General features: G+C 69.7%; 25 protein-coding genes and 1 tRNA gene. 12 read left to right on the forward strand and 14 right to left on the reverse strand.

Going from position 1 to position 26,515, the window contains the following annotated elements; genetic code table 11:
• Positions 1 to 89: 89 nt before the first annotated feature.
• From ACYVHG_RS07380 to ACYVHG_RS07400, 5 genes are read left to right on the forward strand one after another with little or no spacing between them, the layout of a single operon-like run.
• Positions 90 to 2,381, forward strand: coding sequence for an acyl-CoA dehydrogenase (locus ACYVHG_RS07380; protein WP_461166750.1), 2,292 nt, complete (start codon positions 90 to 92; stop codon positions 2,379 to 2,381).
• Complete coding sequence (locus ACYVHG_RS07385) at positions 2,378 to 3,391, forward strand: bifunctional MaoC family dehydratase N-terminal/OB-fold nucleic acid binding domain-containing protein (RefSeq protein ID WP_461166751.1); 1,014 nt, start codon at positions 2,378 to 2,380, stop codon at positions 3,389 to 3,391. Before ACYVHG_RS07380 ends, ACYVHG_RS07385 begins: the two co-directional genes overlap by 4 nt.
• Positions 3,388 to 3,804, forward strand: coding sequence for a MaoC family dehydratase (locus tag ACYVHG_RS07390; protein ID WP_461166752.1), 417 nt, complete (start codon positions 3,388 to 3,390; stop codon positions 3,802 to 3,804). The genes ACYVHG_RS07385 and ACYVHG_RS07390 overlap by 4 nt, the downstream gene beginning before the upstream one ends.
• Positions 3,801 to 4,973 carry a lipid-transfer protein gene (locus ACYVHG_RS07395; RefSeq protein WP_461166753.1) on the forward strand — a complete coding sequence of 391 codons (1,173 nt, stop codon included), beginning with the start codon at positions 3,801 to 3,803 and terminating at the stop codon, positions 4,971 to 4,973. Before ACYVHG_RS07390 ends, ACYVHG_RS07395 begins: the two co-directional genes overlap by 4 nt.
• 3 nt (positions 4,974 to 4,976) lie before the next feature.
• Positions 4,977 to 5,603: a PaaI family thioesterase gene (locus ACYVHG_RS07400; protein ID WP_461166754.1), complete on the forward strand. Its 627-nt coding sequence runs from the start codon at positions 4,977 to 4,979 to the stop codon at positions 5,601 to 5,603.
• Between the two features lie 4 nt (positions 5,604 to 5,607).
• Here the strand turns inward: ACYVHG_RS07400 and ACYVHG_RS07405 are convergent, their stop codons facing one another.
• Together ACYVHG_RS07405 and ACYVHG_RS07410 are read right to left on the reverse strand one after the other, a co-directional pair.
• The gene (locus ACYVHG_RS07405) at positions 5,608 to 6,270 is read right to left on the reverse strand and encodes a hypothetical protein (protein WP_461166755.1); all 663 of its coding nucleotides are present in this window, start codon (positions 6,268 to 6,270) and stop codon (positions 5,608 to 5,610) included.
• Between the two features lie 157 nt (positions 6,271 to 6,427).
• On the reverse strand, positions 6,428 to 6,886 hold the full coding sequence (locus ACYVHG_RS07410; RefSeq protein WP_461166756.1) for an SgcJ/EcaC family oxidoreductase: 459 nt from the start codon (positions 6,884 to 6,886) through the stop codon (positions 6,428 to 6,430).
• A 277-nt stretch (positions 6,887 to 7,163) separates the two neighbouring features.
• On the opposite strand from ACYVHG_RS07410, the gene ACYVHG_RS07415 reads away from it, so the two are divergent.
• The 5 genes from ACYVHG_RS07415 (at position 7,164) to ACYVHG_RS07435 (ending at position 11,962) form a co-directional block, all read left to right on the forward strand.
• On the forward strand, positions 7,164 to 8,096 hold the full coding sequence (locus ACYVHG_RS07415) for an SPFH domain-containing protein (RefSeq protein WP_461166757.1): 933 nt from the start codon (positions 7,164 to 7,166) through the stop codon (positions 8,094 to 8,096).
• The gene (locus ACYVHG_RS07420; RefSeq protein WP_461166758.1) at positions 8,096 to 8,344 is read left to right on the forward strand and encodes a type II toxin-antitoxin system antitoxin; all 249 of its coding nucleotides are present in this window, start codon (positions 8,096 to 8,098) and stop codon (positions 8,342 to 8,344) included. The genes ACYVHG_RS07415 and ACYVHG_RS07420 overlap by 1 nt, the downstream gene beginning before the upstream one ends.
• Positions 8,345 to 8,462: 118 nt before the next feature.
• Positions 8,463 to 8,538: transfer RNA gene (locus ACYVHG_RS07425), tRNA-Thr, on the forward strand.
• A gap of 285 nt (positions 8,539 to 8,823) precedes the next feature.
• Positions 8,824 to 10,317, forward strand: coding sequence for a flavin-containing monooxygenase (locus ACYVHG_RS07430; protein WP_461166759.1), 1,494 nt, complete (start codon positions 8,824 to 8,826; stop codon positions 10,315 to 10,317).
• Positions 10,318 to 10,399: 82 nt separating this feature from the next.
• Positions 10,400 to 11,962 carry a serine/threonine-protein kinase gene (locus tag ACYVHG_RS07435; protein WP_461166760.1) on the forward strand — a complete coding sequence of 521 codons (1,563 nt, stop codon included), beginning with the start codon at positions 10,400 to 10,402 and terminating at the stop codon, positions 11,960 to 11,962.
• A 1-nt stretch (position 11,963) separates the two neighbouring features.
• Here ACYVHG_RS07435 and ACYVHG_RS07440 read toward each other — a convergent pair whose 3' ends face one another.
• Entirely contained in the window at positions 11,964 to 13,184 is a 1,221-nt protein-coding gene (locus ACYVHG_RS07440) for a DNA polymerase III subunit delta' (protein WP_461166761.1), read from the reverse strand.
• A gap of 52 nt (positions 13,185 to 13,236) precedes the next feature.
• On the opposite strand from ACYVHG_RS07440, the gene ACYVHG_RS07445 reads away from it, so the two are divergent.
• Positions 13,237 to 14,778, forward strand: a complete 1,542-nt coding sequence (locus ACYVHG_RS07445; protein ID WP_461166762.1) for an adenylate/guanylate cyclase domain-containing protein — start codon at positions 13,237 to 13,239, stop codon at positions 14,776 to 14,778.
• Positions 14,779 to 14,790: 12 nt separating this feature from the next.
• Here the strand turns inward: ACYVHG_RS07445 and topA are convergent, their stop codons facing one another.
• The 3 genes from topA to ACYVHG_RS07460 form a co-directional block, all read right to left on the reverse strand.
• Positions 14,791 to 17,715, reverse strand: coding sequence for a type I DNA topoisomerase (topA, locus tag ACYVHG_RS07450; protein WP_461166763.1), 2,925 nt, complete (start codon positions 17,713 to 17,715; stop codon positions 14,791 to 14,793).
• A 158-nt stretch (positions 17,716 to 17,873) separates the two neighbouring features.
• Entirely contained in the window at positions 17,874 to 18,449 is a 576-nt protein-coding gene (locus ACYVHG_RS07455) for a hypothetical protein (RefSeq protein ID WP_461166764.1), read from the reverse strand.
• 135 nt (positions 18,450 to 18,584) lie between these two features.
• On the reverse strand, positions 18,585 to 18,788 hold the full coding sequence (locus tag ACYVHG_RS07460) for a cold-shock protein (RefSeq protein WP_068523077.1): 204 nt from the start codon (positions 18,786 to 18,788) through the stop codon (positions 18,585 to 18,587).
• 353 nt (positions 18,789 to 19,141) lie between these two features.
• On the opposite strand from ACYVHG_RS07460, the gene ACYVHG_RS07465 reads away from it, so the two are divergent.
• Positions 19,142 to 21,457, forward strand: coding sequence for a DEAD/DEAH box helicase (locus tag ACYVHG_RS07465; protein ID WP_461166765.1), 2,316 nt, complete (start codon positions 19,142 to 19,144; stop codon positions 21,455 to 21,457).
• A 3-nt stretch (positions 21,458 to 21,460) separates the two neighbouring features.
• On the opposite strand, the gene ACYVHG_RS07470 is transcribed toward ACYVHG_RS07465, so the two are convergent.
• From ACYVHG_RS07470 to ssd, 8 genes are read right to left on the reverse strand one after another with little or no spacing between them, the layout of a single operon-like run.
• Positions 21,461 to 21,790, reverse strand: a complete 330-nt coding sequence (locus ACYVHG_RS07470; protein ID WP_461166766.1) for a TfoX/Sxy family protein — start codon at positions 21,788 to 21,790, stop codon at positions 21,461 to 21,463.
• A 37-nt stretch (positions 21,791 to 21,827) separates the two neighbouring features.
• Positions 21,828 to 22,148, reverse strand: a complete 321-nt coding sequence (locus tag ACYVHG_RS07475) for an Rv3654c family TadE-like protein (protein WP_461166767.1) — start codon at positions 22,146 to 22,148, stop codon at positions 21,828 to 21,830.
• A 59-nt stretch (positions 22,149 to 22,207) separates the two neighbouring features.
• Positions 22,208 to 22,516, reverse strand: coding sequence for a TadE family type IV pilus minor pilin (locus tag ACYVHG_RS07480; RefSeq protein ID WP_461166768.1), 309 nt, complete (start codon positions 22,514 to 22,516; stop codon positions 22,208 to 22,210).
• Positions 22,517 to 22,539: 23 nt separating this feature from the next.
• The gene (locus ACYVHG_RS07485) at positions 22,540 to 22,734 is read right to left on the reverse strand and encodes a DUF4244 domain-containing protein (RefSeq protein WP_461166769.1); all 195 of its coding nucleotides are present in this window, start codon (positions 22,732 to 22,734) and stop codon (positions 22,540 to 22,542) included.
• Positions 22,735 to 22,761: 27 nt separating this feature from the next.
• Positions 22,762 to 23,361, reverse strand: coding sequence for a type II secretion system F family protein (locus ACYVHG_RS07490; protein ID WP_461166770.1), 600 nt, complete (start codon positions 23,359 to 23,361; stop codon positions 22,762 to 22,764).
• Entirely contained in the window at positions 23,358 to 24,158 is an 801-nt protein-coding gene (locus ACYVHG_RS07495; protein ID WP_461166771.1) for a type II secretion system F family protein, read from the reverse strand. The genes ACYVHG_RS07490 and ACYVHG_RS07495 overlap by 4 nt, the downstream gene beginning before the upstream one ends.
• Positions 24,155 to 25,345, reverse strand: a complete 1,191-nt coding sequence (locus ACYVHG_RS07500; protein WP_461166772.1) for a TadA family conjugal transfer-associated ATPase — start codon at positions 25,343 to 25,345, stop codon at positions 24,155 to 24,157. Before ACYVHG_RS07500 ends, ACYVHG_RS07495 begins: the two co-directional genes overlap by 4 nt.
• Positions 25,342 to 26,409: a septum site-determining protein Ssd gene (gene ssd, locus ACYVHG_RS07505; protein ID WP_461166773.1), complete on the reverse strand. Its 1,068-nt coding sequence runs from the start codon at positions 26,407 to 26,409 to the stop codon at positions 25,342 to 25,344. Before ssd ends, ACYVHG_RS07500 begins: the two co-directional genes overlap by 4 nt.
• Positions 26,410 to 26,515 lie beyond the last annotated feature (106 nt).

A 26,515-nucleotide genomic window follows, 5' to 3' on the forward strand; every position in this document is an offset into this window, starting at 1 on the left:
CGTCGAACTGCTTGCGAGCGTTCACCCCACTTGCTAAAAATAGAACACGTTTCACCGTTTGTACGCGGTATCGAGATTCAGGAGTGTGCGTGGACTTCCGTCCGGACGAGAACCAAGTGGCCGTCGCCGGTCTTGCCGCCGACGTGTTGGCGCACGCCGCAGCCCGCGCCGATACCGGGGGTGACTGGCGCGGCACCTGGACCGACCTCGCCAAGGCCGACCTTCTGGGAGTGGCGGTCCCGGAGGACCTCGGCGGAGCGGGCCTGGGCGCTGAGGAGGTCTGCGCCGTACTCACCGAGGCCGGACGGCTCGCAGTCGCCGCTCCCCTGCTTCCGGCGCTGGCCCTGGGGATCGCCCCGATCGCGGCTCTCGGTACGGCAGAGCAGCGTTCCTACCTGCTGCCCGCGGCGATCGCCGGTGAGGAGCTCGTGGTGGGCGCGATCGACGAGCCGGGGACCGCTGCTCCGCGCACGCCGTCGACACGGGCCGCGCGCTCGGCGGCGGGCTGGACCCTGACCGGCCGCAAGACCGCCGTCGGCTACGCACAGCACGCCACCCACCTCCTGGTCAGCGCCTCCACCGATGCCGGTGCCGCCGTCTTCGTGGTGCCGGCCGAGGCCGTGGGGGTGACGGTGACCCCGAGCCCCACCTCCACCGGAACCCCGGAGGCCACCGTCGAACTGGCGGGAGTCGAGGTACCGGCGGACGCCGCGCTGGGCGGCTCGACCGACGGTGCCGTGGCCCGGGTCTTCCGGGAGTACGGACTGGCGGGTGCGGCAGCCCTGGCCGACGGTGCGCTGGCCGGTGCGCTCGCGCTGACCGTCGATCACCTGCGCAAGCGTGAGCAGTTCGGTCGCCCGCTGGGCACCTTCCAGGCCGTCACCCAGCAGATCGCAGACGTCTACATCGCCTCGCGGACGCTCCACTTGGCGGCGGTGTCGGCGGCGTGGCGGCTGGCCACCGGCTCCCCCGCCGACGAGGCCACCGCACTGGCCGCCCACTGGACGGCTGCGGAGGCACCTCCAGCCGTACGCACCTGCCACCACCTGCACGGCGGGATCGGCGTGGACGCCACCTACCCGCTGCACCGCTTCTCCTCGATGATCAAGGATCTGGCGCGCTTCGTCGGCGGTGTCCCTCAGACCCTGCGAGCGCTCGCCGCGGCCGATCGGGACGACACCGTGCGCGCCGCGGAGTCCGGGGAGTCCGGGGAGTCCGGGGAGGGCAGGTTCCTCGCCCTCACCCCGGCGCAGCGCGAACTGCAGTCGGAACTCCGCGACTACTTCTCGACCCTGATGACACCGCAGGAGCGCACCGAGATGCTGGTGCAGCGCCACGGAGACGTCTTCCGGGACGTGGTGCGGCGCATGGGCCTCGACGATCGCCTCGGAGTGGGCTGGCCCACCGAGTTCGGCGGCAAGGGGTTCGGCGCGATCGAGCAGTACCTGTTCGTCAACGAGGCCACTCGCGCCGACGTACAACTGCCGTCGGTGACCCTGCAGACCGTGGGACCGACGCTGCAGGCCTTCGGCACGGAGGCGCAGAAGGCCGCCTTCCTGCCCAAGATCCTCTCCGGCGAGGTGCATTTCGCGATAGGCTACACCGAGCCGGAGGCAGGCACCGATCTGGCATCGCTCCGCACCACCGCGGTACGCGAGGGCGACCACTACGTGGTGAACGGCCAGAAGATCTTCACCACCGGTGGCCACGACGCCGACTACGTGTGGATGGCGGTGCGCACCGACCCGGATGCCCCCAAGCACAAGGGCATCTCGATACTCATCCTCGACACCAGCGATCCGGGATTCAGCTGGACCCCGATCATCACCGCCGACGGCGCGCACCACGTGAACGCGACGTACTACAACGACGTGCGGGTTCCGGTGGACATGCTGGTCGGCGTGGAGAACGAGGGCTGGAAACTGATCACCACGCAGCTCAATCACGAACGGGTGATGCTCGGACCGTCGGGCCGGATCGGCTCCCTGTACGACCGCGTCGCCGGGTGGGCGCAGGACCAGGATCTGAGCGGCGATCCGGACGTCTGCGCTGCGCTCACCCGGGTGCGTGCTGCGGAACTGATCAACGAGCTGCTGAACTGGCAGGTCGCGGCCGCCGAGGCCGGTGGCCCGGTGGACGTCGCCGACGCCTCCGCCACGAAGGTCTTCGGCTCGGACCGGATCCAGGGACTGACGGCGCTGCTGGAGGAGACGGTGGGCACGCACGGCGATCCTGCCGAGCCGCGAACCGCGGAGCTCCTGCGCTGGCTCGATGTGCAGGCGAAACGACATCTGGTACTGACCTTCGGCGGTGGCGTCAACGAGATCCAACGCGAGCTGATCGCCACCATGGGCCTGCAGCTGCCGCGGGTGCCGCGATGAACGCCCCGCAGACCCGCGAAACGGGAACGGATGCATCCACCGAAGCGGTGCTCGCCGCCGCGGAGCGGATCCGCGCCCTCGGCGACAGCGCCCCGCGCGCCGGCCGGGACCCGGTGAACCAGCCGATGATCAACAACTGGATCGAGGCGATCGGCGATACCAATCCGCTGTACTCCGATCCGGAGTTCGCGGCGCAGTCGGCCTTCGGGGGCCCGGTGGCCCCGCCCGCCATGGCCCAGGTCTGGAACATGCGCGGGCTGCACGGCGCTCGTTCCGACGACGACCCACTGGGCCTGATGACCGCGGCCCTGGACGACGCCGGATTCACCTCGGTGGTGGCCACCAACTCCGACCAGACCTACCACCGGCACGTGCGACCCGGCGAGGAGATCACGGCGTCCTCGCGCCTGGAGGACGTCGTGGGTCCGAAGAAGACCGGCCTCGGGGTGGGCTGGTTCTTCACCACCCGGACCCTGTGGCGGGTGGGTGACGAAGTGGTCGCGGAGATGGTCTTCCGCATCCTCAAGTTCCGTCCCCCGGCGCAGGATCCGGACGCCGCCTCGCAGAAGCCGCTCACGGCGGGCCCGAGCGGGCGGATCGTGGACGCTTCCGGTTACGCGGGCGGCGTGCTGCGGCCGGTGGTCTCCCGGGACACCGCGTTCTACTGGGAGGGCGCCAAGCTCGGCGAACTGAGGATCCAGCGCTGGGGAACGACGCTGCGGCATCCGCCCGGCCCGATGGACCCGGGCGGCGATCTGGCACTGACACCCGACCACATCGTCTCTCCCGGTACCGGCACCGTGTTCAGCTTCGTGGTGCACCACCACCCGAAGGTCCCCGGTAAGCGCCTGCCCTTCGTGGTCGCACTGGTCGAGCTCGATGAGGGCGTGCGGATCCTCGGTGAGCTGATCGACGTCGACCCCGCCGAGGTGCACATCGGCATGCCGGTCCGCGCGGTCTTCCTCCGCGTCGACGACGACCTGACCCTGCCCGCCTGGGAGGCACGATGACGTACCCGAGAACCCTCCGCAGCGAGGCGGTCACCGTCGGGACCACGCTGCCGCCGCTGCAGATCCACGCCAGCACCACGTTCGTGGCCACCACGGCCATCGCCACCCGCGACTTCCAGGACGTGCACCACGACCGGGATGCGGCACATGCGCGCGGGAGCAAGGACATCTTCGTCAACATCCTCACCGACAACGGCCTCGTCCAGAAGTACGTCACCGATTGGGCGGGCCCGGAGGCCTTCGTGCGCAATATCTCCATCCGGCTCGGGGCACCCTGCTACGCCGGTGACACCCTGGACTTCTCGGGCACTGTCACCGCGGTCGACGGGGACGCCGTCACCGTCGCGGTGACCGCCCGCGACAGTCTGGGCGATCACATCACCGGCACCGCGACTCTGGTGCTGCCGGCATGAGCGGGCTCAGCGGCAGGACCGCGATCGCCGGTATCGGCGCCACCGAGTTCTCCAAGGACTCCGGCCGCAGCGAGCTACGGCTGGCTGTCGAGTGCATCCGGGCGGCGCTCGACGACGCCGGGCTCACCGCGCAGGACGTCGACGGGCTGGTCACCTTCACCATGGACACCAACTCGGAGATCGCGGTGGCTCGTGAGCTCCGCATTCCCGAGTTGAAGTTCTTCAGCCGCATCAACTTCGGAGGCGGTGCGGCCGCGGCGACCGTCCAGCAGGCCGCGATGGCTGTGGCGACCGGCGTCGCGGACGTGGTGGTCGCCTACCGAGCGTTCAACGAACGCTCCGGGCATCGCTTCGGACAGGTCTCGTCCGCGGCGGCGCAGCAGGTGAACACCAACGGTATCGACAACGCCTTCCACTACCCGGCGGGGATCGCCACACCGGCGGCCACCGTCGCCATGGCGGCACGCCGGTACATGCACGAGTACGGCGCCACCAGTGAAGATTTCGGCCGGGTCGCAGTGCTGGACCGGGCGCGGGCGGCGACCAACCCGAAGGCCTGGTTCCACGGCGAACCGATCACCCTGGAGCAACATCAGTCCTCCCGGTTCGTCGCCGAACCTCTGCATCTACTGGACTGCTGTCAGGAGTCCGACGGTGGTGTGGCACTGGTGATCACCAGTGCCGAACGCGCCGCCGACCTGTCCCGCACACCAGTGGTGATCGCCGCGGCCGCACAGGGCAGCGGCCCCGACCAGTACGTGATGACCAGCTACTACCGCGACGGGCTCACCGGGTTGCCGGAGATGGGTGTGGTCGCCGGCCAACTGTGGCAGCAGTCCGCCATGACACCGTCGGACATGGATCTGGCAGTCCTCTACGACCACTTCACCCCGTACGTTCTCATGCAACTCGAGGAGCTGGGCTTCTGCGAGCGGGGCGAGGCACCGTCGTTCCTGGCGGCCGGCACCTGCGAGATGGACGGCGCTCTGCCACTGAATCCACACGGTGGGCAGCTCGGCGAGGCCTACATCCACGGGATGAACGGCATCGCCGAGGCGGTGCGGCAGCTCCGCGGTACCGCCGCCAATCAGGTGACGGGAGCGTCGCGGGCCGTTGTGACCGCCGGGACCGGAGTTCCGACCAGCGGATTGGTACTGAGTAGAGTCTGACGGATGAGCGAGTCTGATTCTCAGAAGGTGGACCTGCGCAGCGAGATCCCTCGCTTCAAGGAGGCCACTCCGCCACCCGCGTTCGGTGAGTTCATCGAGAACATGCGGCGGCTGCAAGATCTCGCGGTGTGCATCGACGCGCCCGAGGAGGTGTACCTCGCCGCGCAGCAGAAGACCGCCGAGCTGGCGGAGCTACTGGCACCGTACGCGGCGCGCGAGGGTCAAGGCCCGGCGAACCGGTCCATGCAATTGCCCGGCCGCGGAAGTCTGCTGATGCCGCCGTGGCGGATCGAGAAGTTCGACGCGGAATCGGTAGTGGCGCGGGGGATGCTGCGCCGCTACCACCTCGGCGGTGGCGGCGTGGCGCACGGCGGCGTGCTGCCGCTGATCTTCGACGACAACTTCGGCAACGTGGTCTTCGCCGCGAACCGCCCGATCAGCCGCACCGCGTACCTGCATGTGAACTACCGCAAGGTGACTCCACTGAACGTGCCGCTGGTGATCGAGGGCAGGGTGGACCGGATGGAGGGACGCAAGACCTTCATCACCGCGCGACTGACCGAGGAGGACGGCACCCTGCTCGCCGATGGCGAGGGCCTGATGGTGGAGTTGCTCCCCGGCCAGCCCTGAGCGACTACTTGCCGCCCAGCGCGGCGTCGAGGCCGCGGACATCGCTGATCATCCAGTTCTGCTTGGTGTCGATCGTGAGCGTGTAGGTCGCGGTAGAGGGGATCCCCTCGGGACGCTGAGTGCTCTTGGTGATCATGTTCAGGAAGACGTTGACGGTGATCAGCCCGTCCTTGTTGGACGTGACGATGGTGCCCAGCGGAGTCGCCGTGGACTGCCACTGCAGCGGGACCACGACCTGCTCGAAATCGTTCGACGCCTGTTGCAGCTGGTTGGCCAGCTGCGGGGTGGTGTTCGCGGTCAGTGCAGTGCGCCAGCCGGCCAGATTCTGGTAGTCGATGGTGGCGGCACCGATCGCGTACTTCTTGGCGACGTCCTGTGCTCGCAGATTCATGTCCGAGGTCTCGGAAGACGCGGCGAGGTCGGCGCGGGCCTGATCCCGATCGGACGCGGCGGACTGCCACAGGAACCCGAACGCCGTCGCTGCGACGGCCAGGACCACGACCAGGGCGGTGAGCGCCATCGCCATCGGCGTCACGACAACACCCTTCGGCTGCGGTTTCGGATCCGGCTTCCGGTCCGCCCCGGCGAACTTGCTCGATGCCGATTCGGTGGCGCTCTCGCCGTCCGGATCGACGGTCTCGTTCACGTCCGATTTCGTTGCGGCCATGCCGTTTCCCCTCTCCCGCGGAGTCGTGTGTGGGCCCGGGACTGGGGGCAGTGGGAACCCGCGGTATCGTGGGGCGAACTGTAACACGTTCCAGTTCTGGACCGGGGCGTTCTCACTGGATCGGAGATGAAGACCGGCGTAGCGGCGCAGCCGGAGACTACCCCGCTCGGGTCCGGCCGACCGCGGGATCGTCGAAGACCGCGGTGGATTGCGTGGCGACGATGCGCCAGCGATCGTCGTCCTTGGACAGCACGTAGAGCGGGACCGCATCGGGCGGCGCGCCGTCGAGCCCGCTCGCCCGCACCCGGACGCTGACGGCGGCTACGTCCGGACGGATGAACAGGATGCGCTCGACGCTGTACCGCGCCCGCGTCCGGGCGGCCGATTCCCGCACGGTACGAGCCAGAAAGGCATCGATCGCGGCTCGGCCGTGCAGGCGGCGGCCGTGCGCGGTGGTCCACACCGCGTCGTCCCGGAACAGTGCGCGCACCCTCGGCACACTGCCGGCACGTTGCGCGGCGTGAATCTCGGTCACGAACTCGGCGATCGCAGTGGCATCCGACGGAGCACCGTCGCCGAGGATCTCCGGATGGACTCCGGACGGAACGTCAGCCATGCGTACAGGTTCGCCTATCAACCCCGGTTGAGGTCAAGGCTTCGATTCACCGCGGTTCGATCACCGTCCGGTCCGAGCGGCGATAGTAGAAGTCGTTGACCAGGCGGACCACCACGATGATCGTCGCCAGAACCAAGATGAACGTCATGGGCCGAACGCTAGAGCCGAGCCGCGCGGCACGGTACCCGTCTTGACGGGGCCCTGACGCATCCTTGACGTCCGGCTCAGAAAACTGATATCACTTTAGTTAAGTGATATCAGTTTTCAAGGAGGGGTGATGACCGGAATCGTTCAACCGGAGGACACACAGGTGGCGATCACCGAGCGTGCCGCGTGGCACACGGGAGCGGGTGCCGCAGTCGCCGCGGGCCTGGGCGTCATCGCCCTGATCGGGGGCGCCGCCGCACTGACACCGCTGGCGATCGCGACCCAGACGCCTCTGCTGATCGCCGGAAGTGTGCTGCTGGCACTCGCAGCGGTGACGCTGATCAGCATGGTCGTAGTGGTCGCTCCCGGGCACACCCTGGTGGTGCAGTTGTTCGGCAAGTACGTCGGAACGGTGCGCAGTCCAGGGCTCGGGCTGGTGCTCCCGCTAACCACGCGGCGACGCCTGTCGGTGCGAGTACACAACTTCGAGACCGCCGAGCTCAAGGTGAACGACTCCACCGGCAATCCGGTGAACACCGCCTCGATCATCGTCTGGCAGGTGGCCGACACCGCACGAGCGACCTTCGCCGTCGAGGACTACGAGGAGTTCATCGTCGCGCAGGCCGAAGCCGCGCTGCGGCACGTCACCACCAGCCACCCGTACGACGCCGACGACGCCGTCGCAGGCGCCACCAGCCTGCGCGGCTCGACCGACCAGGTCGCCGCCGAGCTCGCCGAGCAGGTCGCCGAGCAGGTCGCCGCGCGGGTGGAACTAGCGGGCCTGGAGATCCTCGAGGCGCGGATCTCGGCGCTCGCCTACGCTCCGGAGATCGCCCAGGCGATGCTGCAACGACAGCAGGCATCGGCCCTGCTCGCCGCCAGGGAGAAGATCGTGGAGGGTGCAGTGGGCTTGGTGGAGAACGCGTTGACCCGCCTGGAGACGCAGGGCATCGTCGAGCTCGACGACGAACGGCGCGCCGCCATGGTCTCGAACCTGCTGGTGGTGCTGTGCTCGGACAGTCGCACCACTCCGGTGGTCAATACCGGGAGCCTGTACAGCTAGTGGGCTCCACGGACTCCCCGGGCGCAACAGGACCGGGGCGAGGCCGTAAGTCGGTCCCGCTCCGGATCGATCCTGCGGTGCATCAGGCGCTCGCCAAGTGGGCCGCCGACGATCTGCGCAGCGTGAACGCCCAGATCGAGTTCCTGCTGCGTCGAGCGCTCGACGACGCCGGGCGGATGCCGGCGAAGGCGCGCCCGATGCGCGGGCCGGGCCGACCTCCCGCCGATGCCGATCCGAGCAGCGAGTAGTCGGAATGGCAGTCGACTCACCCCGTGATCCGGGAACGACCAGGTGAACGGCACATTTGGACGGTTGCCGTGGCGATCAGTACACTTGGTCCTCGGTCCCGCATGCGTGTGGGGCCACGCCGCCTTAGCTCAGTCGGTAGAGCGCTTCACTCGTAATGAAAAGGTCGGGGGTTCGATTCCCCCAGGCGGCTCCACCCGAAACGCCAGGTCAGGACCCATTTCCTGCCTGGCGTTTCGTCGTCCCCGCAAGTGTTGCCTGCGTCGACGGTTCCAGACCATCCCCACCTGTCCAGAAGCCAGCTGAAGCCCCGGTTCTCGAATCGACAGGTCGACGTGCGGGTGGGATCTGGGGATGCGTGACGATATGCACCACGATCTCGACGATCGGAGTGCACTCTGGAGTGGTCGCATCGACGCAGAACCCGCAGGAGTGGGTATTGCAGTCCGGCCACTGAACCCTCGGAGTAGGAGAGACATCCATGACGAGCACCACGCCCGAACACCACGACATCCTCGTGATCGGGGCCGGGATCTCCGGCATCGGCGCCGGCCACTACATCACCTGTGACCTGCCGGAGAAGTCGTTCGCGATCCTGGAGAGCCGCTCGACCTTCGGCGGCACCTGGGACCTGTTCACCTACCCGGGCATCCGCTCGGACTCCGATCTGCACACCTTCGGCTTCGAGTTCAAGCCCTGGGAGGCCAAGGACTCCATCGCCGACGCCGGAAAGATCCTCGACTACCTCCGGGAGACCATCGAGGAGAACGACCTCACCGACAAGATCCGCTACGGCCACAAAGTGATCTCGGCGGACTGGTCGAGCGACGACGCCCGCTGGACGCTCCAGGTCGAACGGGACGGCGAGCAGGTTCCGATGACCGCGAACTGGGTACTCGCCGGCACCGGCTACTACGACTACGAGCAGGGCTACACCCCCGAGTTCACCGGCCGTGACCGCTTCGCCGGTCAGATCGTCCACCCGCAGTTCTGGCCGGACGATCTCGACTACGCCGGCAAGAAGGTGGTGGTCATCGGTTCCGGCGCGACCGCGGTGACCTTGGTTCCGTCTCTGTTGGAGGGCGACGGGCAGGCCGCGGAGGTCACCATGTTGCAGCGCACGCCCACCTACATCATGCCGGTGCCCAAGCAGGACCCGCTGACCATCGCCTTCCACCGCCTGTTCGGCCACCGGCTCGGACATGTCCTCTCCCGCAAGAGGTTCATCTGGCAGCAGCGCGGCGTGTACGTCTTCGCGCAGCGCTTCCCGGACCTGGCGCGCAGGATCATCCGGCACGAGAACGCCAAACGGCTCCCCAAGGACTACCCGGTGGACGTGCACTTCAACCCGCCGTACAACCCGTGGGACCAGCGGCTGTGCGCCGTTCCCGACGGTGACCTGTTCGCGGCGATCCGTTCCGGCCGGGCGCACGTCGCCACCGACACCATCAGCACCTTCGATGAGACCGGGATCGAGCTCGCCAGTGGTGAGCACCTCGATGCCGACATCATCGTCACCGCGACCGGCCTCAAGCTCAAGGTGCTCGGCGGGGTGCGGTTGTCGGTGGACGGACGCCCCGTCGACCTGCCGAACGCCGTCGTCCACCGCGGGGCGATGCTCTCCGGTGTCCCGAACGCCGCGCTCGCGATCGGCTACACCAATTCGTCGTGGACGCTCAAGGTCGGAATGCTCTGGAAGTACATGACCACGTTGATCACGACCATGGACGAGCGCGGCCTCGACATCGCCGTCGCGGTCGCCGACCCGGACATGCCGACCCGCCCCGCCCTGGACTTCGACGCCGGGTACGTCCGTCGGGCCCTGCACGAGCTGCCCCGGCAGGGTGATTCCGACGATTGGCGCATGTCGATGAGCTACTTCGAGGATGCCAAGCGGCTGCGCCGCGATCCCTCGTTCGGGGAGGAGTCCGGACTGCACCTGTGCGCCGCACCGCGGGCATGGGCCAGCGTCTGACCTGCACGAAATCCGCTCACCGCCCGCCTGACGCTACCGTTGACGGGATGCGTCCGGCGCGGTGGCCGGGCGGAAGGAGCGGATGGACGTGCAGCAGATCGCGGGCTACCGGGTGGTCCGCAAGCTCGGTGGCGGCGGGATGGGCGAGGTGTACCTCGTCCAGCATCCCCGCCTCCCCCGGCAGGACGCCCTCAAACTGCTGCACACCTCCGTCAGCAGCGATCCCCAGTACAAGGCGCGGTTCGAACGCGAGGCCTACGTGCTCGCGCAGCTCAACCACCGCAACATCATCCACCTGTACGACCGTGGTGAGTTCGACGGCCGCCTCTGGCTGACCATGGAGTACGTCGCCGGGCCGGACACCTCGCAGATGCTGGCTCAGCGCGGGCCCGTGCCGCTGCCGCTGGCCGTCGAGATCGCCGACGGTGCCGGTGCGGCCCTGGATTACGCCTACCGGCAGGCGCGGATCACCCACCGCGACGTCAAACCCGCGAACATCCTGGTGGCCTTCGATTCCGACGGCGCCCCACAGGTCAAGCTCGCCGACTTCGGGATCGCCAAAGCGGCCGGTGAAGCGGTCGCCGTCACTTCGACCGGGATCACGATCGGGACCATGTCGTACATGTCCCCCGAGGCCTTCGACAACCGGAACCTCGACAACCGGGCCGACCTGTACTCCCTCGGTTGCACCGTCTTCGAGCTGCTCACCGGCGCTCCGCCGTTCCCCGGAGACTCCCCGGCCGCGGTGATCGCGGCGCACCTGAACCAGCCCGTCCCGCGCATCACCTCCCACAATCCCGCGCTGCCCGCGCACCTGGACCCGGTGTTCCGCAAGGCTCTCGCCAAGCGCCCGGAAGATCGCTACAGCAGTTGCGCCGAGTTCGTCGCCGGGCTGCGCGGCGAACTCGCAGAACCGGTGCCGACGGGGACCTCCCCGCAGCCGATTCCCGCCGCCACCGGTGAGTACCCGCCGCGGCACACCGCCGCCTATCCGGGCCCGCACACTACGGCGCAGCCGGCCCCGACCCGCACGGAGCCCGCGATGCCCGCCGCCCGGGAACGACTCGCCGCACCTGCACAGATGCGTCCGCGACGTTGGGGCCGCGCCGTCGCCGCGGCCGCGGTCGTCGTGCTGCTCACGATCGCCGCGGCCACGTTCTACCTGACCGGCGCCGGTTCCGACGGCGGCTCGGATGGCGGCCGGACGCTCACCGCCACCTCGGTCAAGCAGGTCTACTTCCAGGGCAAAGCAGAAGCCTCGGACACCATCGGCAACGTCCTGACCGGCGCCGAGCCGTCCTGGCGCACCGACTACTACCTCTCCGGGCCCGGCTTCGCCGGCCTCAAATCCGGTACCGGACTGCTGATCACGCTGGACCGGGCCGCCAAGCTCACCTCGGGCACGATCACCTCACCGAGCGACGGTTCCACGGTGCAGATCCGGATCGCCGATTCCGATTCACCCGGTTCCCTCGATGCCACCCAGAAGGTGTGGGACGGCACCCTGCGCAGCGGGAGCACCGATTTCACCGCGAGCGGGGCACCGTCGTCGAAGTACGTGCTGGTGTGGATCACCGGGCTGGTGAAGATGCCCAAGGGCTGGTCCACCACGATCGGGCGGGTCGAGCTCACCGGAATCGGATGAGTCAGCGGCGATTGTCCCGCAGCGCCGACGACACCCCCGCCGCCATCGCGTCGAGTGCCACCACCGGTTTGACGTTCATCTCGATCGCCTCCCGGCATTCGAGAACTGCTTCGACGCAGGCCAGCAGTCCCTCCGACCGGGCGTAACCGGCCAGCCGGCGGGTCTGCTCGGCCTCGTCGGGATGCATCAGTTCGACCCGGGCTCCGGCGCCCTGCACCAGCGCATCCCGGAACAACGCGGCGAGGTCGATCAGCGCGCGATCGAGGGAGTCGCGCACCGCACGGGTGCCGCGGGCCTTCTGCCGCTTCTCCAAGTCTTTGAGCTGCCCGGCGGAGCCACGCATGACCGCGGCGGTGCCCCGGCCGGTGCCGCCGGCGCCGAGCGCCGTCTTCAGTTCCTCGGTCTCACGCTCGTTGAGGTCGGCGTTGAGTTCCTTGGCCGCGCTCTCGGCGTCCCGCAGCAACTGCTCGACCACCCCGTACACCCCCTCCGAGGTGGCGGCACGTGCCACACCGAGCGCTTGTCTGCGCTGGTCCCGCGCCTGCGGATCGGTCGCGAGACGGCGCGCCCGGCCCACATGTCCGCCGGCGACACCGGCCGCCCACACGGCCTGCTCGTCGGTGATGCCGTCGCGCTGCAGGACCGCTGCGATCGCGGAGACCGACGGGGTGACCAGTTGTACGTGCCGGCACCGGGATTTGAGGGTGACCGAGATGTCCTCCGGGTCGACGGTGGGCGCGCACAGCAGCACGATGGTCTGTGCCGGCGGCTCCTCCACCATCTTGAGCAGCGCGTTCCCCGCCTGTTCGGTGAGCCGGTCGGCGTCCTCGATGAGCACGATCTGCCAGCGGCCGACGGACGGGCGGCGGGAGGCGTCCGCGACCACCTCACGCATCTGCTTGACCGCGATCGACAGGCCGTCCGGCGCTATCGATCGGACGTCGGCGTGGGTGCCGGCCAATACAGTGGTACAGGCCCGGCACCGCCCGCAGCCGGCCTCCGACGGGTCGTCGCACTGCAGTGCCGCAGCCAGGGCGCGGGCCGCGACCGACCGTCCGGAACCGGGCGGGCCGGTGAACAGCCACGCATGTGTCATCGCGGATCCGGCGAGGTCGGCGACGGTTCCGCCGCTGGCGACGACCTCCCGCGCGGCTGCCGCGGAGCTCCGCAGGCCGGCCACCACCGCGTCCTGGCCCACCAGGCGATCGAAGACGGAACTCACCCCCATACCCTAGCCCGTTCGCAGATCCACGATCGCAGGCTAAATTGGACCAGTGGCACCACCGCAGAACAGACTCAGTCGCGCTTTGCGGCTGGCGCGGTGGCTGGCCAGGACGCCGTGGCCGATCTTCGCGCTGGACATCCTGCGCTCGAACATCCTGGGTGCGGTCTTCGTCTTCGGTTTCCTGAGGTTCGCGCTGCCGGTCACGCAGACCGTGCAGTTGCAGGACATCAGCGGCGTGAACCTTCTCGTCTTCGTCGCCTACCTGATTGCGTCGACGCTGGTCGGGATGGTGCTGTGCCTGCGGCTGGTGCTCCCGGTGCTGCGCTGGCACCGTCGCAGCGCCCCGACCGACCCGGAGATCTCCCGGCGGGCGCTGGCGATCCCCGGCCGGATGGCGCTGCTCCAGGCGGTGTTGTGGCTGGTGGGCGGCGTGCTGTTCGTGGTGATCAACTTCAGTGCCGCGCGCGGCGCCCCCGTGGTGATCGCGATGACGGTGCTGCTCGGCGCGATCACCACCTGCGCGCTGAGCTACATGCAGACCGAGCGGGTGCTGCGACCGATCACGGTGGCCGCGCTGGCGCAGGAACCGCAGGGAAGCGCCGGCTTGTCGGTGACCACGCGGATCATGCTGAGCTGGGTGCTGGGCACCGCGACACCGATCGTGGGCATCATCATGGTGATCATCTCGCAGCAGACCGGCGTGATCGATCCCACGGCCCAGACCGTCGTCGACCCGGTGCTGCTGCTGTCGGTGGTCGCGCTCGCCGCCGGCCTGCTGGGCACCGTCCGCGCCGCGAAGTCCATCGGCGACCCGATCCGCGACCTGTTCATCGCGCAGCGCAAGGTGCGCGACGGTGACTTCAACGCCTCGGTGAAGATCTACGACTCCAGTGAGCTCGGCCTGCTGCAGGCCGGCTTCAACGACATGGTGCACGACCTGGCCGAGCGGCAGCGCATGCGCGACATGTTCGGCCGTTACGTCGGTGAGGACGTGGCCCGGCAGGCGCTCGAACACGGCACGCACCTGGGCGGGGAGATCCGCGAGGTTGGTGTGCTGTTCGTGGATCTGGTCGGATCGACCAGGCTGGCGGTCACCGAGGAGCCCGCGGCGGTGGTGGACCTGCTCAACGACTTCTTCAAGGTGGTCGTGGACCTGGTGGATCTGCACGGCGGTTTCGTCAACAAGTTCCAGGGTGACGCAGCCCTGGCCATCTTCGGAGCCCCGTTGCCGCGTCCCGATCCGGCGGGGGCGGCGCTGGCCGCCGCCCGGGAGATGCGAGTCCAGCTCAGCGAGGTCCTGGGTGGAACCGGTTTCGGTATCGGGGTCTCCGCCGGTTCCGTGGTCGCCGGCCACATCGGGGCGAAAGCGCGCTTCGAGTACACGGTGATCGGTGACCCGGTGAACGAGGCCGCGAGGATCACCGAGATCGCGAAGTCGGAACCGTCGTGCCTGTTGGCGGCCGGCCGCGCGGTGAAGGCCAGCACCCCCGCGGAGCAGGCCCTGTGGTCGCTCGGCGAGGCCATCGAGCTACGTGGGCGCGGCCAGCTCACCCAGTTGGCGCGCCCGATCGACGAGGAGTACGACGGCTGACGGAGCCGCAGGTCACTCCGCGGGTGCGGTCTCCTCGGTGTTCGCCGGGGCCTTCTTCGCGACCGTCTTCTTCGCAGTGGTCTTCTTGGCCACCGTCTTCTTCGCAGCGGTCTTCTTGGCGGCCGTCTTCTTCGCAGCGGTCTTCTTGGCGGGCGCCTTCTTCGCGGCCGCCTTCTTGGTGGCCTTCTTCTTCACCGGCCCCCGTGCGCGACGGTCCGCGAGCAGTTCGGAGGCGCGCTCGTCGGTGATCGAGGCGACCTCGTCGCCCTTGCGCAGCGAAGCGTTGGTCTCACCGTCTGTGACATAGGGGCCGAACCGGCCGTCCTTGATCACCATCGGCTTCCCGGAGACCGGATCGTCGCCCAGCTCGCGCAAGGGCGGCGCGGCGGCGGCGCCACGGCCCCGGCGCTTGGGCTCGGCGTACAACTTGAGCGCCTCCTCCAAGGTCACCGTGAACATCTGCTCCTCGGTGGCCAGCGAGCGGGAATCGGTGCCCTTCTTCAGGTACGGCCCGTACCGGCCGTTCTGCGCGGTGATCTCCTCCTGGGACTCGGGATCGACGCCCACCACCCGCGGCAGGGACAGCAGTCGTAGCGCGTCCTCGAGAGTCACCGTCTCGATGTCCATGCTCTTGAGCAGTGAACCGGTGCGCGGCTTGGGCGCGTCGGCCTTCTTCTTGCGCTTGGGCTTCGACGTGGCCTCGTCGAGGTTCTCAGCCTCCGCGTCGGCCTCCGGCTCGGGCAGGATCTCAGTGACGTACGGGCCGAAACGGCCCTCCTTGGCCACGATCTCGTGACCGGTGGCCGGGTCGACACCCAGCGGACGGCCGTCCTGCGGGGTCGCGAAGAGTTTCTCCGCGACCTCCTCGGTCAGCTCGTCCGGCGTCATCGAGGCGAGGATGTTGGCACGCTGGACCTGCGGCTCGGTCTCGCCGGCCTTCGCGGCGACGGTGCGCTCGAGGTACGGACCATAGCGGCCCACCCGCACGTAGACCACGTTGCCGTCGGCGTCCGTGTACAGCGGGATCGAGTTGATCTCGCGGGCGTCGATCGCGTCGAGGTTCTCGTCGACCAGGTTCTTCAGGCCCGGAGAGACCCGCTCGCTGCCGTTCGGTTCGACCACGTCGGAACCGAAGTAGAAGCGGGTGAGCCACTGCACCCGGCCTTCACGGCCACCGGCGATCTCGTCGAGATCGTCCTCCATGGAGGCCGTGAAGTTGTAGTCGACCAGGCCGCCGAAGTGCCCTTCGAGCAGCCCGATCACGGCGAACGCGACCCACTGCGGGACCAGGGCGTTGCCCTTCTTCACCACGTAGCCGCGGTCCTGGATGGTCTTGATGATCGAGGCGTAGGTCGACGGTCGGCCGATGCCCAGTTCCTCGAGGGTCTTGACCAGTGAGGCCTCGGTGAACCGGGCGGGCGGACTGGTGACGTGATCGGCGGCCGCCAGGTCCGCTGCAGTGACCTGCTGCCCCTTGACCAGCTGCGGCAGCCGCGATTCGGCGTCGTCGGCCTCGCCGCCGGCCTGATCGTCGACGGTCTCGACGTAGGCCAGCAGGAAGCCGGGGAAGGTGATGGTCCGGCCGGACGCGGCGAACTCGCAGTTCTCGCCCGACGATGCCGTGCCACCGATCCGCAGGCTCAGGGTGGTTCCCTTGACGTCCGCCATCTGGGAGGCGACGGTGCGCTGCCAGATCAGCTCGTAGAGACGGAACTCGTCGGAGTTGAGGACCGAGGCCAGGCTGCCGGGGGTCTGGAAGGTCTCGCCGGCCGGGCGGATCGCCTCGTGCGCCTCCTGCGCGTTCTTGACCTTGCGGGTGTACTGCCGCGGCGTGGGGTGGACGTACTCGGCGCCGTAGAGCTGGCGTGCCTGATCCCGGGAGGCCGCGATCGCCGACTCCGACAACGTGGTCGAGTCGGTACGCATGTAGGTGATGTAGCCGCCCTCGTAGAGCCGCTGAGCGACCTGCATGGTGCGGTCGGTGGTGAACCGCAGCTTGCGGCCCGCCTCCTGCTGCAGCGTGGAGGTCATGAACGGTGCGTAGGGCTTGCGGGTGTAGGGCTTCTCCTCGACGGAGGTAACCGTCAGGTTCGCCCCTTGCAGGCCCGTGACCAGGGCATTCGCGCGGGCACCATCGAGCACGGTGATCCCGGACGGCTTCTTCAGCCGACCCTGGGCGTCGAAGTCGCGGCCGGTGGCCACACGGTCACCGTCGACGCTGACCAGGCGCGCGCCGAAGGTGCGGGGGGTGGCGTCGGCTCCGGCGTCGAGGGTGGCGGCGATGTCCCAGTACCCGGCGGTGCGGAAGGCGATGCGCTCGCGTTCGCGGTCGACGATGATGCGAGTGGCCACCGACTGGACCCGGCCCGCCGAGAGGCCCTGGTTGACCTTGCGCCAGAGCACCGGGCTGACCTCGTAGCCGTAGAGGCGGTCGAGGATGCGGCGGGTCTCCTGGGCGTCGACCAGGTTCATGTCGAGCTCGCGGGGCTCCTCGGCGGCGGCGAGGATGGCCTGCCGGGTGATCTCGTGGAAGACCATCCGCTTGACCGGAACCTTGGGCTTGAGGACTTCTTTGAGGTGCCATGCGATGGCCTCGCCCTCGCGGTCACCGTCTGTCGCGAGGTACAGCTCGTCGGCCTGTTTGAGCAGGGACTTCAGTTCCGAGACGGTGGAGCGCTTGCTGGCCGAGGTGACGTAGTGGGCCTCGAACTCGTGGTCGACGTCCACGCCGAGCCGGGACCAGGGCTTGCCCTGATCGGCCTCGGGAAGCGGATTGTCGCGGCTGGGGAGATCGCGGATGTGCCCCATCGACGCGCGGACGGTGTAGTCCGGACCGAGGAAGTCGCCGATCTTCTTGCCCTTGGCGGGGGACTCCACGATCACCAGGCGCTGCAGGGCTCCATCAGCCGAGCCGCCTCTACTCCCTCGTGCCGCCATGGACCCTCCTGCTCTGTTCCGGTGGCGTCATCATCACCACCTCGCCCCTGGCGTCTCCTCCGACGCACCGGTCACTCGGGTGCCCATTCTGCCGCACCTTTCGCCCCACCTTATATACAGGGTCCGCTGCGCACGTCGTGGAATTCACCGAGGACGGGTCAGGGCTGCGGCCAGTTCGCCTCCGCCGCGGGGGCCGGCGGGTCGCCGATGCTCTCCCGCAGGCGTAGCAGCCGGCGGTGTCCGGACACCCGCAACGCGGGCCGGTTACCGCGGGCTCCGACGAGCGTGGGAGCGACGCCCGCACGCATCAGCGCGGTCGCCAGCACGGGCGCGCTGTCGGGGGTGTGAGGATCGAGATGGAGCAGGTAGTGGGCACCGTCCACCTCGCCCGCCGCGAGCGCCCAGGCCCGGAGTGCGCGCGGCCCGGGCACCCACCCAGGGGGCGGCGTCTTGATCGCTCCGCGGGTCCAGGCCAGCGCCATGGGCTGCAGTTCGGGGGCCGCGAGGGTGCGCACCAGTGGCGATCCCTCGTCGGAGGTGTCGGTCTGTGCGCGCAGGCCCGCCTCGTCGATCATCACGGCGATGGCCTCGGCACGCCACGGGGCGGCTACCACCACCGAGACGCGGGCGCTACCGCCGAACTGCACGATCTGCCCCGGTCCGGCGAGCAGGCCCGCGAGATCGCGGGGCGACGGCTCGGTCTGCTCCGCGGAGAAGAGTGACAGCTGGGACACCAGTTAAGACTAGAGCCCTCGATCCCGGCGGCGATCGCCGACACGGGACTCGTGACCGAGTCGAAACGCGCGACGTCCCCCACTCCGGAAGAAGTGGGGGACGTCGGCAGAAACTTGACGCGTGGTGCGGGTTTCTTAGAGGGCGCGGACGCCGGTGGCCTGCGGGCCCTTGGTGCCCTGGCCGACCTCGAACTCCACGAGCTGGTTCTCCTCGAGGGTACGGAAGCCGTTGCCCTGGATCTCCGAGTAGTGGACGAACACGTCATCCGAGCCGTCGGCCGGTGCGATGAAGCCGAAGCCCTTCTCCGCGTTGAACCACTTCACAGTTCCCTGTGCCATTGAGATGTTTCCTAACTGTCTTTCTACCGGTGTAGGAACCACTACCCGAGAGGGCCGGGTTCCTGGCCGGTTCCGGCCGCCATACTTTCTGGAGCCGTTTGCGGAGACCGCACACAAAAACCTTCAGTACCACGCCCGCAACATCGATCCCCCGATGGCCCCTTCGGACCCCCGGCGGGAGCTGCGACCGCGTACAGTCAATCACGAATTTCAGGCGAGCAACAGCGGGCGGACGGAATTCGCCTCCCGTTCACCCACTGTGCGGCCGGAGTCCGCCGACCAACCGCCACCGCGACACCGGGCGGGCATCCGCCGGGCAACCGGACCGGCGGGCACGATTGAGGGGATAATCGTTGTCGGACAACACCTTCGGCCGAGAGCTCCTGGGGGTGATCCAGCGCGGGGCCGGTGCGCACGAGCAGAGCCTGACGCATGTGATGGATATTGCTCCCCGCAGAGCGGAATTCTCCGATTGGCCGGCTTGGGTACCCTCACGGGTCCGCGATGGCTTGATCGAGCAGGGCGTCGAGCGTCCATGGCGGCATCAGGCGCTGGCCGCCGAGCACGCCCATTCCGGCCGCAATGTGGTGATTTCGACCGGTACCGCTTCGGGGAAGTCGCTGGCCTACCAACTACCGGTGCTGGCCGCGCTGGACGCGGATCCGCACGCCACGGTGCTGTACCTCTCGCCCACCAAGGCGCTCGGCACCGACCAGCACCGTACCGCGGTGACGCTGACCACGCGATTCGGCCCGGCGGACGCCGCGCCTGCGATGTACGACGGGGACACCTCCCAGGAGATGCGCCGCTGGGCGCGCTCCGACAGCCGGTGGGTGTTCACCAATCCGGACATGGTGCACGTGGGATTGCTTCCCCGGCACGCGAAGTGGGCACGACTGCTGCGGGGCCTGCGGTACGTGGTGGTGGACGAATGCCACCACTACCGGGGCGTCTTCGGCTCACACACCGCGCTGGTGCTGCGCCGGCTGCTCCGGGTGGCGGCCAACTACGGCAGCACCCCGACGGTGATCCTGGCCTCAGCCACCACCTCCGATCCGGCGGGCGCGGCGGGCCGGCTGGTCGGTGCCGAGTGCGTTGCCGTGACCGAGGATTCGTCTCCGCACGGGTCGCGCACCGTCGTGCTGTGGGAGCCTCCGCTACTGCCGGACGTCGAGGGGGAGAACGGCGCCCCCGTCCGCAGGCCCGCCACCACGGAGGCCGCCCGGATGCTGGCCGACCTGTCCGTCGAGGGGGCCCGCACACTGGCCTTCGTGCGATCGCGGCGCTCCGCCGAGTCCGTCGCGCTCTCCGCGCGCCGGATGCTCACGGAGACGGCGCCGGAGATCGCGGAGCGCATCGCGGCGTACCGCGCCGGATATCTCTCCGATGATCGCCGGGCGCTGGAGAAGGGCCTGAACGACGGTGCACTGCTGGGAGTGGCGACCACGAACGCCTTGGAACTCGGCGTCGACATCGCGGGACTGGATGCGGTGCTGATGGCGGGCTTCCCCGGCACCGTCGCCTCGTTCTGGCAGCAGGCCGGTCGCAGCGGGCGACGGGGGCAGGGGGCGCTGATCCTGCTCATCGCTCGGGACGACCCACTGGACACGTACCTGGTGCATCATCCGCAGTCGCTGCTCGGCCGCCCGGTGGAGGCGACCATCACCGATCCCTGGAACCCGTACGTACTGGGACCTCAGTTGCTGTGCGCCGCGTCCGAGATCCCGCTCACCCGAGAGGAAGTCACCCGATACGGGGCGGTGGACGTGGTGGGCCGGCTGACCGCCGACGGACTGCTTCGCGAGCGCCCGTCGGGCTACTTCCTCGCCGCCGGCATCGATCCGCACGCCGGGGTGAACATTCGCGGCGGCGCGGGCAGCGAGATCCTGATCGTTGAGCAGGCCACCGGCCGACTGCTGGGGACGGTGGACTTCACCCGCGCGTTGTCGACGGTGCACGAGGGCGCGGTGCACGTGCACCAGGGCGAGTCGTACCTGGTCGACGAGCTGGATCTGGACGACGGCCTGGCACTGGTGCACGCGGAGGAGCCGGAGTGGACCACCTCCGCACGGGAGGATCTGGACGTGCGGGTGACCGCCGTGCACTCGGCGGAGGTGCTCGGTGAGGTGACGGCCCGGTTCGTCTCGGTGGAGGTCACCAGCCGGGTGGTCGGCTACCTCCGCACGCTGCGCACCGGCGAGGTGCTCGACGCGGTGGAACTGGATCTGCCGGAGACCACGCTGGCGACCCGGGCGGCGCTGCTGACCCTCACGCCGGAGACGCTGGAGGGTGCGGGACTGGCACCCGAACGCTGGCCGGGTGCGCTGCACGCGGCCGAGCACGCGGCGATCGGACTGCTCCCGCTGGTCGCCTCGTGTGATCGGTGGGACATCGGTGGGTTGTCGACGGCACTGCACGAGGACACCGGACTACCGTCGATCTTCGTCTACGACGGCTATCCCGGTGGTGCGGGTTTCGCCGAACGGGGTTACGAATCGATCGCCACCTGGCTGGTCGCCACCCGCGATGCGGTCGCGGCGTGCGAGTGCCCGTCGGGGTGCCCATCGTGCGTACAGTCCCCCAAGTGCGGCAACGGCAACGATCCACTGGACAAAGCCGGCGCGATCATCGTGCTCGATCTGGTGCTGGCGGCGCTGGCCCGAGACTGACGGCTACTTCGGCGGCAGCGACCGGGCGTATTCGACGGTGCGCGCCACCCACGCTGCGAGCTCGACGTCCGAGGCGGTGGCCTCCGGAGCGAGGTCGAGCCAGCCGCGCAGTTCCCGCCCGCGCATGACCGTGCGGGTCACGTGCGGGGCCAGCAGCCCCTCCGCCACGTCCGGATCGAGGTGGACCATCGCTTCACCCCGACTGTTCGCGGCGATCGCCATGTGACCGTCGACCAGGAACGCCAGCCCACCGAACATGCGCTTCTCACGCACACCCGGTTCACCGTCGATCGCGTCCCGGATCCGTTCCGCGAGCGCTTCGTCGTAGGCCACGAGACCAGTGTGCACCGAACCAGCCCGGCACGGCAGCTCATTCGGGGCCGGCCCGGGCGGTGGCGAGGGCTTCACCGGACCCGAACACCACCAGCGGCGCGGACACACCGACCCGCACTGCGACATCGAAGCCGTCCACGGTGCATCCGCGCAACGATCCGCCGTTGGCAGCCGCCAGGCGCCCCGCGGCGGCACAGGCCGCCTCGGGATCGACGGCGCTCGCGGCCCCGGCGAGCGCCGCCATATCGGCGGCGGTCTGCGCCCGGTGCCGCGCCGAGACCGCGGCCCCGACATCGATCACCAGGACCAGCACCGCGACGATCACCGCGATGAGGAAGGCGGCGAGCACCGTGGCCACTCCGTCCTCCGAACCGGCGCACCGGCGCCCCCGCGGCACCGGCCGGTTCACGGGCAGGTTCACGGGCCGGTGCCCGGTTCGAGCGCGGCGACCGCGGTGGCCGAAACGGTCAGCCCCGGGAGAACCACCACCGGAGCTCTGACCTGCACCGTCACCGTGTCTCCGGCGCGGGTGATCGCCGATGACGCGCCCGGCGGTCCGACCTCTGCGACCGCGCGAGCGGCGCGCTCGTCGTCGCCGCGGGCGCTCAGCCGTGCCGCTTCTCGCGCCGCGTCGACGCACCGCACGTGCGCGGTGACACCGAGGATTGCCCCGATTCCGAGCACCAGCACGGCGATCAGTCCGGCGACGGCGAACGCGGCCTCCACGGTGACCGCGCCCGCCTCGCCGGCTAACCGGTGGAGGTGCCCAGTGCCTTGCCGATGATCGAGGTGAGACCGCTGACGATGTTGTCGCCGGTGACCACCCCGTACAGCACCGCGCCGAAGGCCGCGGCCGCGATCGTGCCGATCGCGTATTCGACGGTGCTCATGCCCTCCTCCTCGATCATCAACTCGGTCACCCGGCAGCGCAGTCGATTCCACATCGCTATCCCCCTTCTTGATCGGGCCGCTCACAACAGCCCCTCCCCGAGCACCTTGCCCGCGAGTCCCATCACCACCGGCACGATGCCCAGGCACACGAACGCCGGTAGGAAGCACAAGCCCAGTGGTCCGGCCACGGCGACCCCGGCCCGTTCACCGGCAGCCACCGCGCGGTCCTCCGCCTGCGCACGCTCGGTGCGCGCCAGGTCCACCAGCCCCGTCGCCGGCGAAGAACCGGCACGCGCCGACCGCCGGAGCATCCTGGTCAGCCCCAGGACCTGCGGATCGTCGGATTCGGTGCGCCAGGCGGTCTCCGGATCGGACCCCAGGACGAGCAGTTCCGACGCCCGATCGAGCACCTGCGCCAGCGCGGCAGGTGCGCCCGCTGCGACGGCGCGCGCGGCATCGGCAGTCGGCATACCGGCACGCAGGCAGACAGCGAACAGGTCGTACGCGGCGGCCGCCTCGAACGGATCCGGTGCGGGTGCACGCCGCACGAGAGTGAGCCCGCGTCGGGCGGTTCCAGCGGAACCGTTGACCGTCAACCGTTCTCGTGCCGTCAACGGCAGGACCACCAGCGCCGCAGCGATGAGCCCCAAGGCCGCCGCCAACGGGCCGTGACCGTTCATACCCCGCCTCCCGGAGAGCGCCCGGCGGCACCGTCGGCGATGGTCTCCGCCCAGAGCAGACCAGCACAGGTCAGGCACATTCCGATCACCAGTAGCACTCCGCCGGCACTGGTTCCGAGCAGAGTGCCGACCGGGTTCGCCCCGATCAGTTGCCCCATGACGATCCCCAGCACCGGAAGTGCGGCGAGGACCTGCGCGGTGGCGCGGGCACCCGCGAGTGCCGAATGCGCCCGGCGCGCATACCGTTCGCGGGCGCGGAGATCGTCACGGACCGACGCCAACAGCTCCCCCATGCCGATCCCGTGGCGGGTTCCGGTCTCCCACGCGGCCGCGATCCGGGGCCACGCTGCACTCGCGGAGCTGTGCGGTCGCAGCCCCGCAGCCACATCGCCGCCGAGTTCCGCCCGGCCGGCCATCTCGTTGAACACCGCCCGCACATGGGGATCCTCGGCGTCTCGCCCGGCTGTGGCGCACGCCGCGGCGGGGTGCGCACCCACGGACAGCTCGGAGACCATCGCATCGACACCGGCGAGCACCGCCGAGAGCCTGGCCGCGGTCGTGCGCTGGGTGCGTCGGCGGGTCCGCAGTTCGCGGAGAGTGCCGACGGCGATCCCCGCTGCCAGCGCTTGACCTGGACCGATCAACAGCGCTCCCAGTGGCACCGCGATCACCAGCCACCCCCAGCGCCGTGTCCGCGGCGCACGCGCGGGCGCACACGCCGCCCGTAGTCGCGCGGTGCCCGGACCACTCGGCCAGGCCAGGACGGCGACGCCGAGCAGCAGTCCGGCGGCGATCACGATGCACCCCGCTCCGCCAGGAGCGTGTGCAGACGGTTCGCCGAATCGGTGAATCCCCCGTCGCGGTCCCACGCCGACCGCACTCGGACGTACCCGTCCTCGCCCCGCTCGACGACACCGATGCTGCGCAGCCCCCGCTCCCCGGACGGCCAGCGGTGAACCGAGAAGATCACGTGGAAGGCCGCAGCCAATTGCGCGTGCAGCGCCTCGCGGCCGAGCCCTCCGAGCGCGGCCAACGCCTCCAGCCGGGCCGGCACCTCCCGCGGTGAGTTGGCGTGCACCGTACCCGCGCCACCGTCGTGCCCGGTGTTGAGTGCGGTCAGGAGGTCGACCACCTCGCCGCCGCGGACCTCCCCCACCACGATCCGGTCCGGTCGCATCCGCAGCGCCTGCCGCACCAGCTCGCGCACGGTGACCTCGCCGACGCCCTCGACGTTCGCGCCCCGCGCCAGGAGCGAGACCACGTGCGGGTGCACCGGATCCAGCTCGTGCGCGTCCTCCACGCAGAGCACCCGCTCGGCCGGGTCGACCGCGCCGAGCAACCCGTTGAGCAGTGTGGTCTTGCCGCTGCCTGTGCCACCGATCACCAGGAAGGCCAGACGTGCCGCGACCACCGCGCGCACCACGTCCGCCACCTGCGCGGGCACCGCCCCCGAAGCGATCAACGAGTCGAGGGTCTGCGTGGCCGGCCTAAGCACACGCAGCGAGATGCAGGTGCCCCCGTGCGCGAGCGGCGGTAGAACCGCGTGCAGCCGGATCCCGCTGCCGGCCCGGCCCCCCGGCCCCGAGGACAACTGCCCGTCGACCCAGGGCGCGGCGTCGTCGAGCCGCTTACCGGCGGACAGGGCGAGCCGCGCCGCCAGCCGACGCACGGCATCGTCGTCCTCGAAGACGATGCCGGTGCGCTCGAGTCCGGCGCCACGGTCCACCCAGACCCGCTGCGGACCGCACACCAGCACGTCGGCGACGTCCGGGTCGGTGAGAAGCGGTTCGAGACGCCCGGCGCCGATCAGTTCGGTCTCCAGGTAGGCCAGTCCGTCCAGCAGATCGGTATCGCCGAGCACTCCGCCGCATTCGGCCCGCAGCGCCGCCGCCATCACATCCGGGGTGAGCACCGTGGAGGTGTGCGCCAGCCGCTCTCGGACCCGCGCCAACAGGTCCGACCGCGACGCCGCCGCGGCGCTCACGCCGCACCTCGCCGCACACCGTCGAGGATCCGTCCCGCGGTCACCGCCAGCGGCGAACCCTTGCGCAGGCGCAGGCCCCCACCGTCGAGCTGCGCATCGAGACCGGACTGGGGGCGCATCGACGCCAGCAGCGGTATCCCGACGGCGCGCTCGACGTCCCGTGCCGAGAGTCCTCCCGGGGACGGACCGCGCACCACCAGCGCGACCCGGCGCGCTCGGCCCGTCACCGACGGGGTCAGTGATCGCGCCGCCGACGCGCCCCGGACCGTCGCGGCGACCACGACCACCACCACATCCGCCACCTCCAGGCAGGCGGTGGTGAGCGGATCGTCACGACGCGGCAGGTCGACGACGGTGACTCCCACGCTCCGACGCCCCGCATCGATCACCGCGAGCAGCCCCTCCACCGGTATCTCGGGCGACGGTGCTCCACCCGCGGAGAGCACGGCCACCGACCCGGCCCGGCCGGGAAGCGCTGCGACCAGTGCGTCCGAGGGCACGTGCCCACCGCGTAGCGCGAGATCACCCCAGCGCAGACCGGGGAGGTCGGCGCAGCCGAGAAGCAGGTCGAGGCCGCCGCCCCACGGATCGGCGTCCACTGCGAGTGCGGTGACCCCGTGGCCGGGTGCGACGACGGCGATCGCCGCGGCCAGGACCGACGCCCCGGCTCCACCGTGCCCGCCCAGTACGGCGATCACTCGGGAGCGGATACCGTCGTCACGTTCCCGGGCGGAGAGGAACCGCGCCAGCTCACGTACCTGCTCGGGCAGCGCGAAGACCTGCGCGGCACCGATCTGCACCGCCGCGGCGAACTCGGACATGCCCGCCTGGTGCGCCACCAGCGCGATCCCCTCCCGGCGCGGCAGGCCGCCCGCGCGCGCCGCCTCCGCCATCGCCGACGCTGCGGCCAGGTCCAGGACCAGTCCGGCCGCCGAGGCCCATGCCGCACGCGGGCGGCCCCGATCGACGTCGGTGACGGTGCGCGACGCCGCCGCAGCGGCCCGCCGAACGTCGTCGGCCAAGCCGGCGTCGGCCACTGCCATCCCGATCTCGATACCCCGCATGCGGTCAACTGTGACCACAGTCCCGGTCCGTTTCGTCCGTTCCGTCACCGGCCTGTGGAGGAAACCGCCCGATTCGAAAAACCTGTGGAGGAATCCGCGGCCCCCT

This window comes from Tsukamurella serpentis (genome assembly GCF_054780975.1).

Excerpts from the sequence above, each read along its gene's own strand:
- ACYVHG_RS07460 (WP_068523077.1), bottom strand. The coding sequence starts at position 18,788 with ATGGCACAGGGAACTGTGAAGTGGTTCAACGCGGAGAAGGGCTTCGGC.
- topA (WP_461166763.1), bottom strand. The coding sequence starts at position 17,715 with ATGGCGGCACGAGGGAGTAGAGGCGGCTCGGCTGATGGAGCCCTGCAG.
- ACYVHG_RS07390 (WP_461166752.1), top strand. The coding sequence starts at position 3,388 with ATGACGTACCCGAGAACCCTCCGCAGCGAGGCGGTCACCGTCGGGACC.
- ACYVHG_RS07490 (WP_461166770.1), bottom strand. The coding sequence starts at position 23,361 with ATGAACGGTCACGGCCCGTTGGCGGCGGCCTTGGGGCTCATCGCTGCG.
- ACYVHG_RS07415 (WP_461166757.1), top strand. The coding sequence starts at position 7,164 with ATGACCGGAATCGTTCAACCGGAGGACACACAGGTGGCGATCACCGAG.
- ssd (WP_461166773.1), bottom strand. The coding sequence starts at position 26,409 with ATGCGGGGTATCGAGATCGGGATGGCAGTGGCCGACGCCGGCTTGGCC.
- ACYVHG_RS07410 (WP_461166756.1), bottom strand. The coding sequence starts at position 6,886 with ATGGCTGACGTTCCGTCCGGAGTCCATCCGGAGATCCTCGGCGACGGT.
- ACYVHG_RS07405 (WP_461166755.1), bottom strand. The coding sequence starts at position 6,270 with ATGGCCGCAACGAAATCGGACGTGAACGAGACCGTCGATCCGGACGGC.
- ACYVHG_RS07430 (WP_461166759.1), top strand. The coding sequence starts at position 8,824 with ATGACGAGCACCACGCCCGAACACCACGACATCCTCGTGATCGGGGCC.
- ACYVHG_RS07400 (WP_461166754.1), top strand. The coding sequence starts at position 4,977 with ATGAGCGAGTCTGATTCTCAGAAGGTGGACCTGCGCAGCGAGATCCCT.
- ACYVHG_RS07485 (WP_461166769.1), bottom strand. The coding sequence starts at position 22,734 with ATGTGGAATCGACTGCGCTGCCGGGTGACCGAGTTGATGATCGAGGAG.
- ACYVHG_RS07395 (WP_461166753.1), top strand. The coding sequence starts at position 3,801 with ATGAGCGGGCTCAGCGGCAGGACCGCGATCGCCGGTATCGGCGCCACC.
- ACYVHG_RS07385 (WP_461166751.1), top strand. The coding sequence starts at position 2,378 with ATGAACGCCCCGCAGACCCGCGAAACGGGAACGGATGCATCCACCGAA.
- ACYVHG_RS07435 (WP_461166760.1), top strand. The coding sequence starts at position 10,400 with ATGGACGTGCAGCAGATCGCGGGCTACCGGGTGGTCCGCAAGCTCGGT.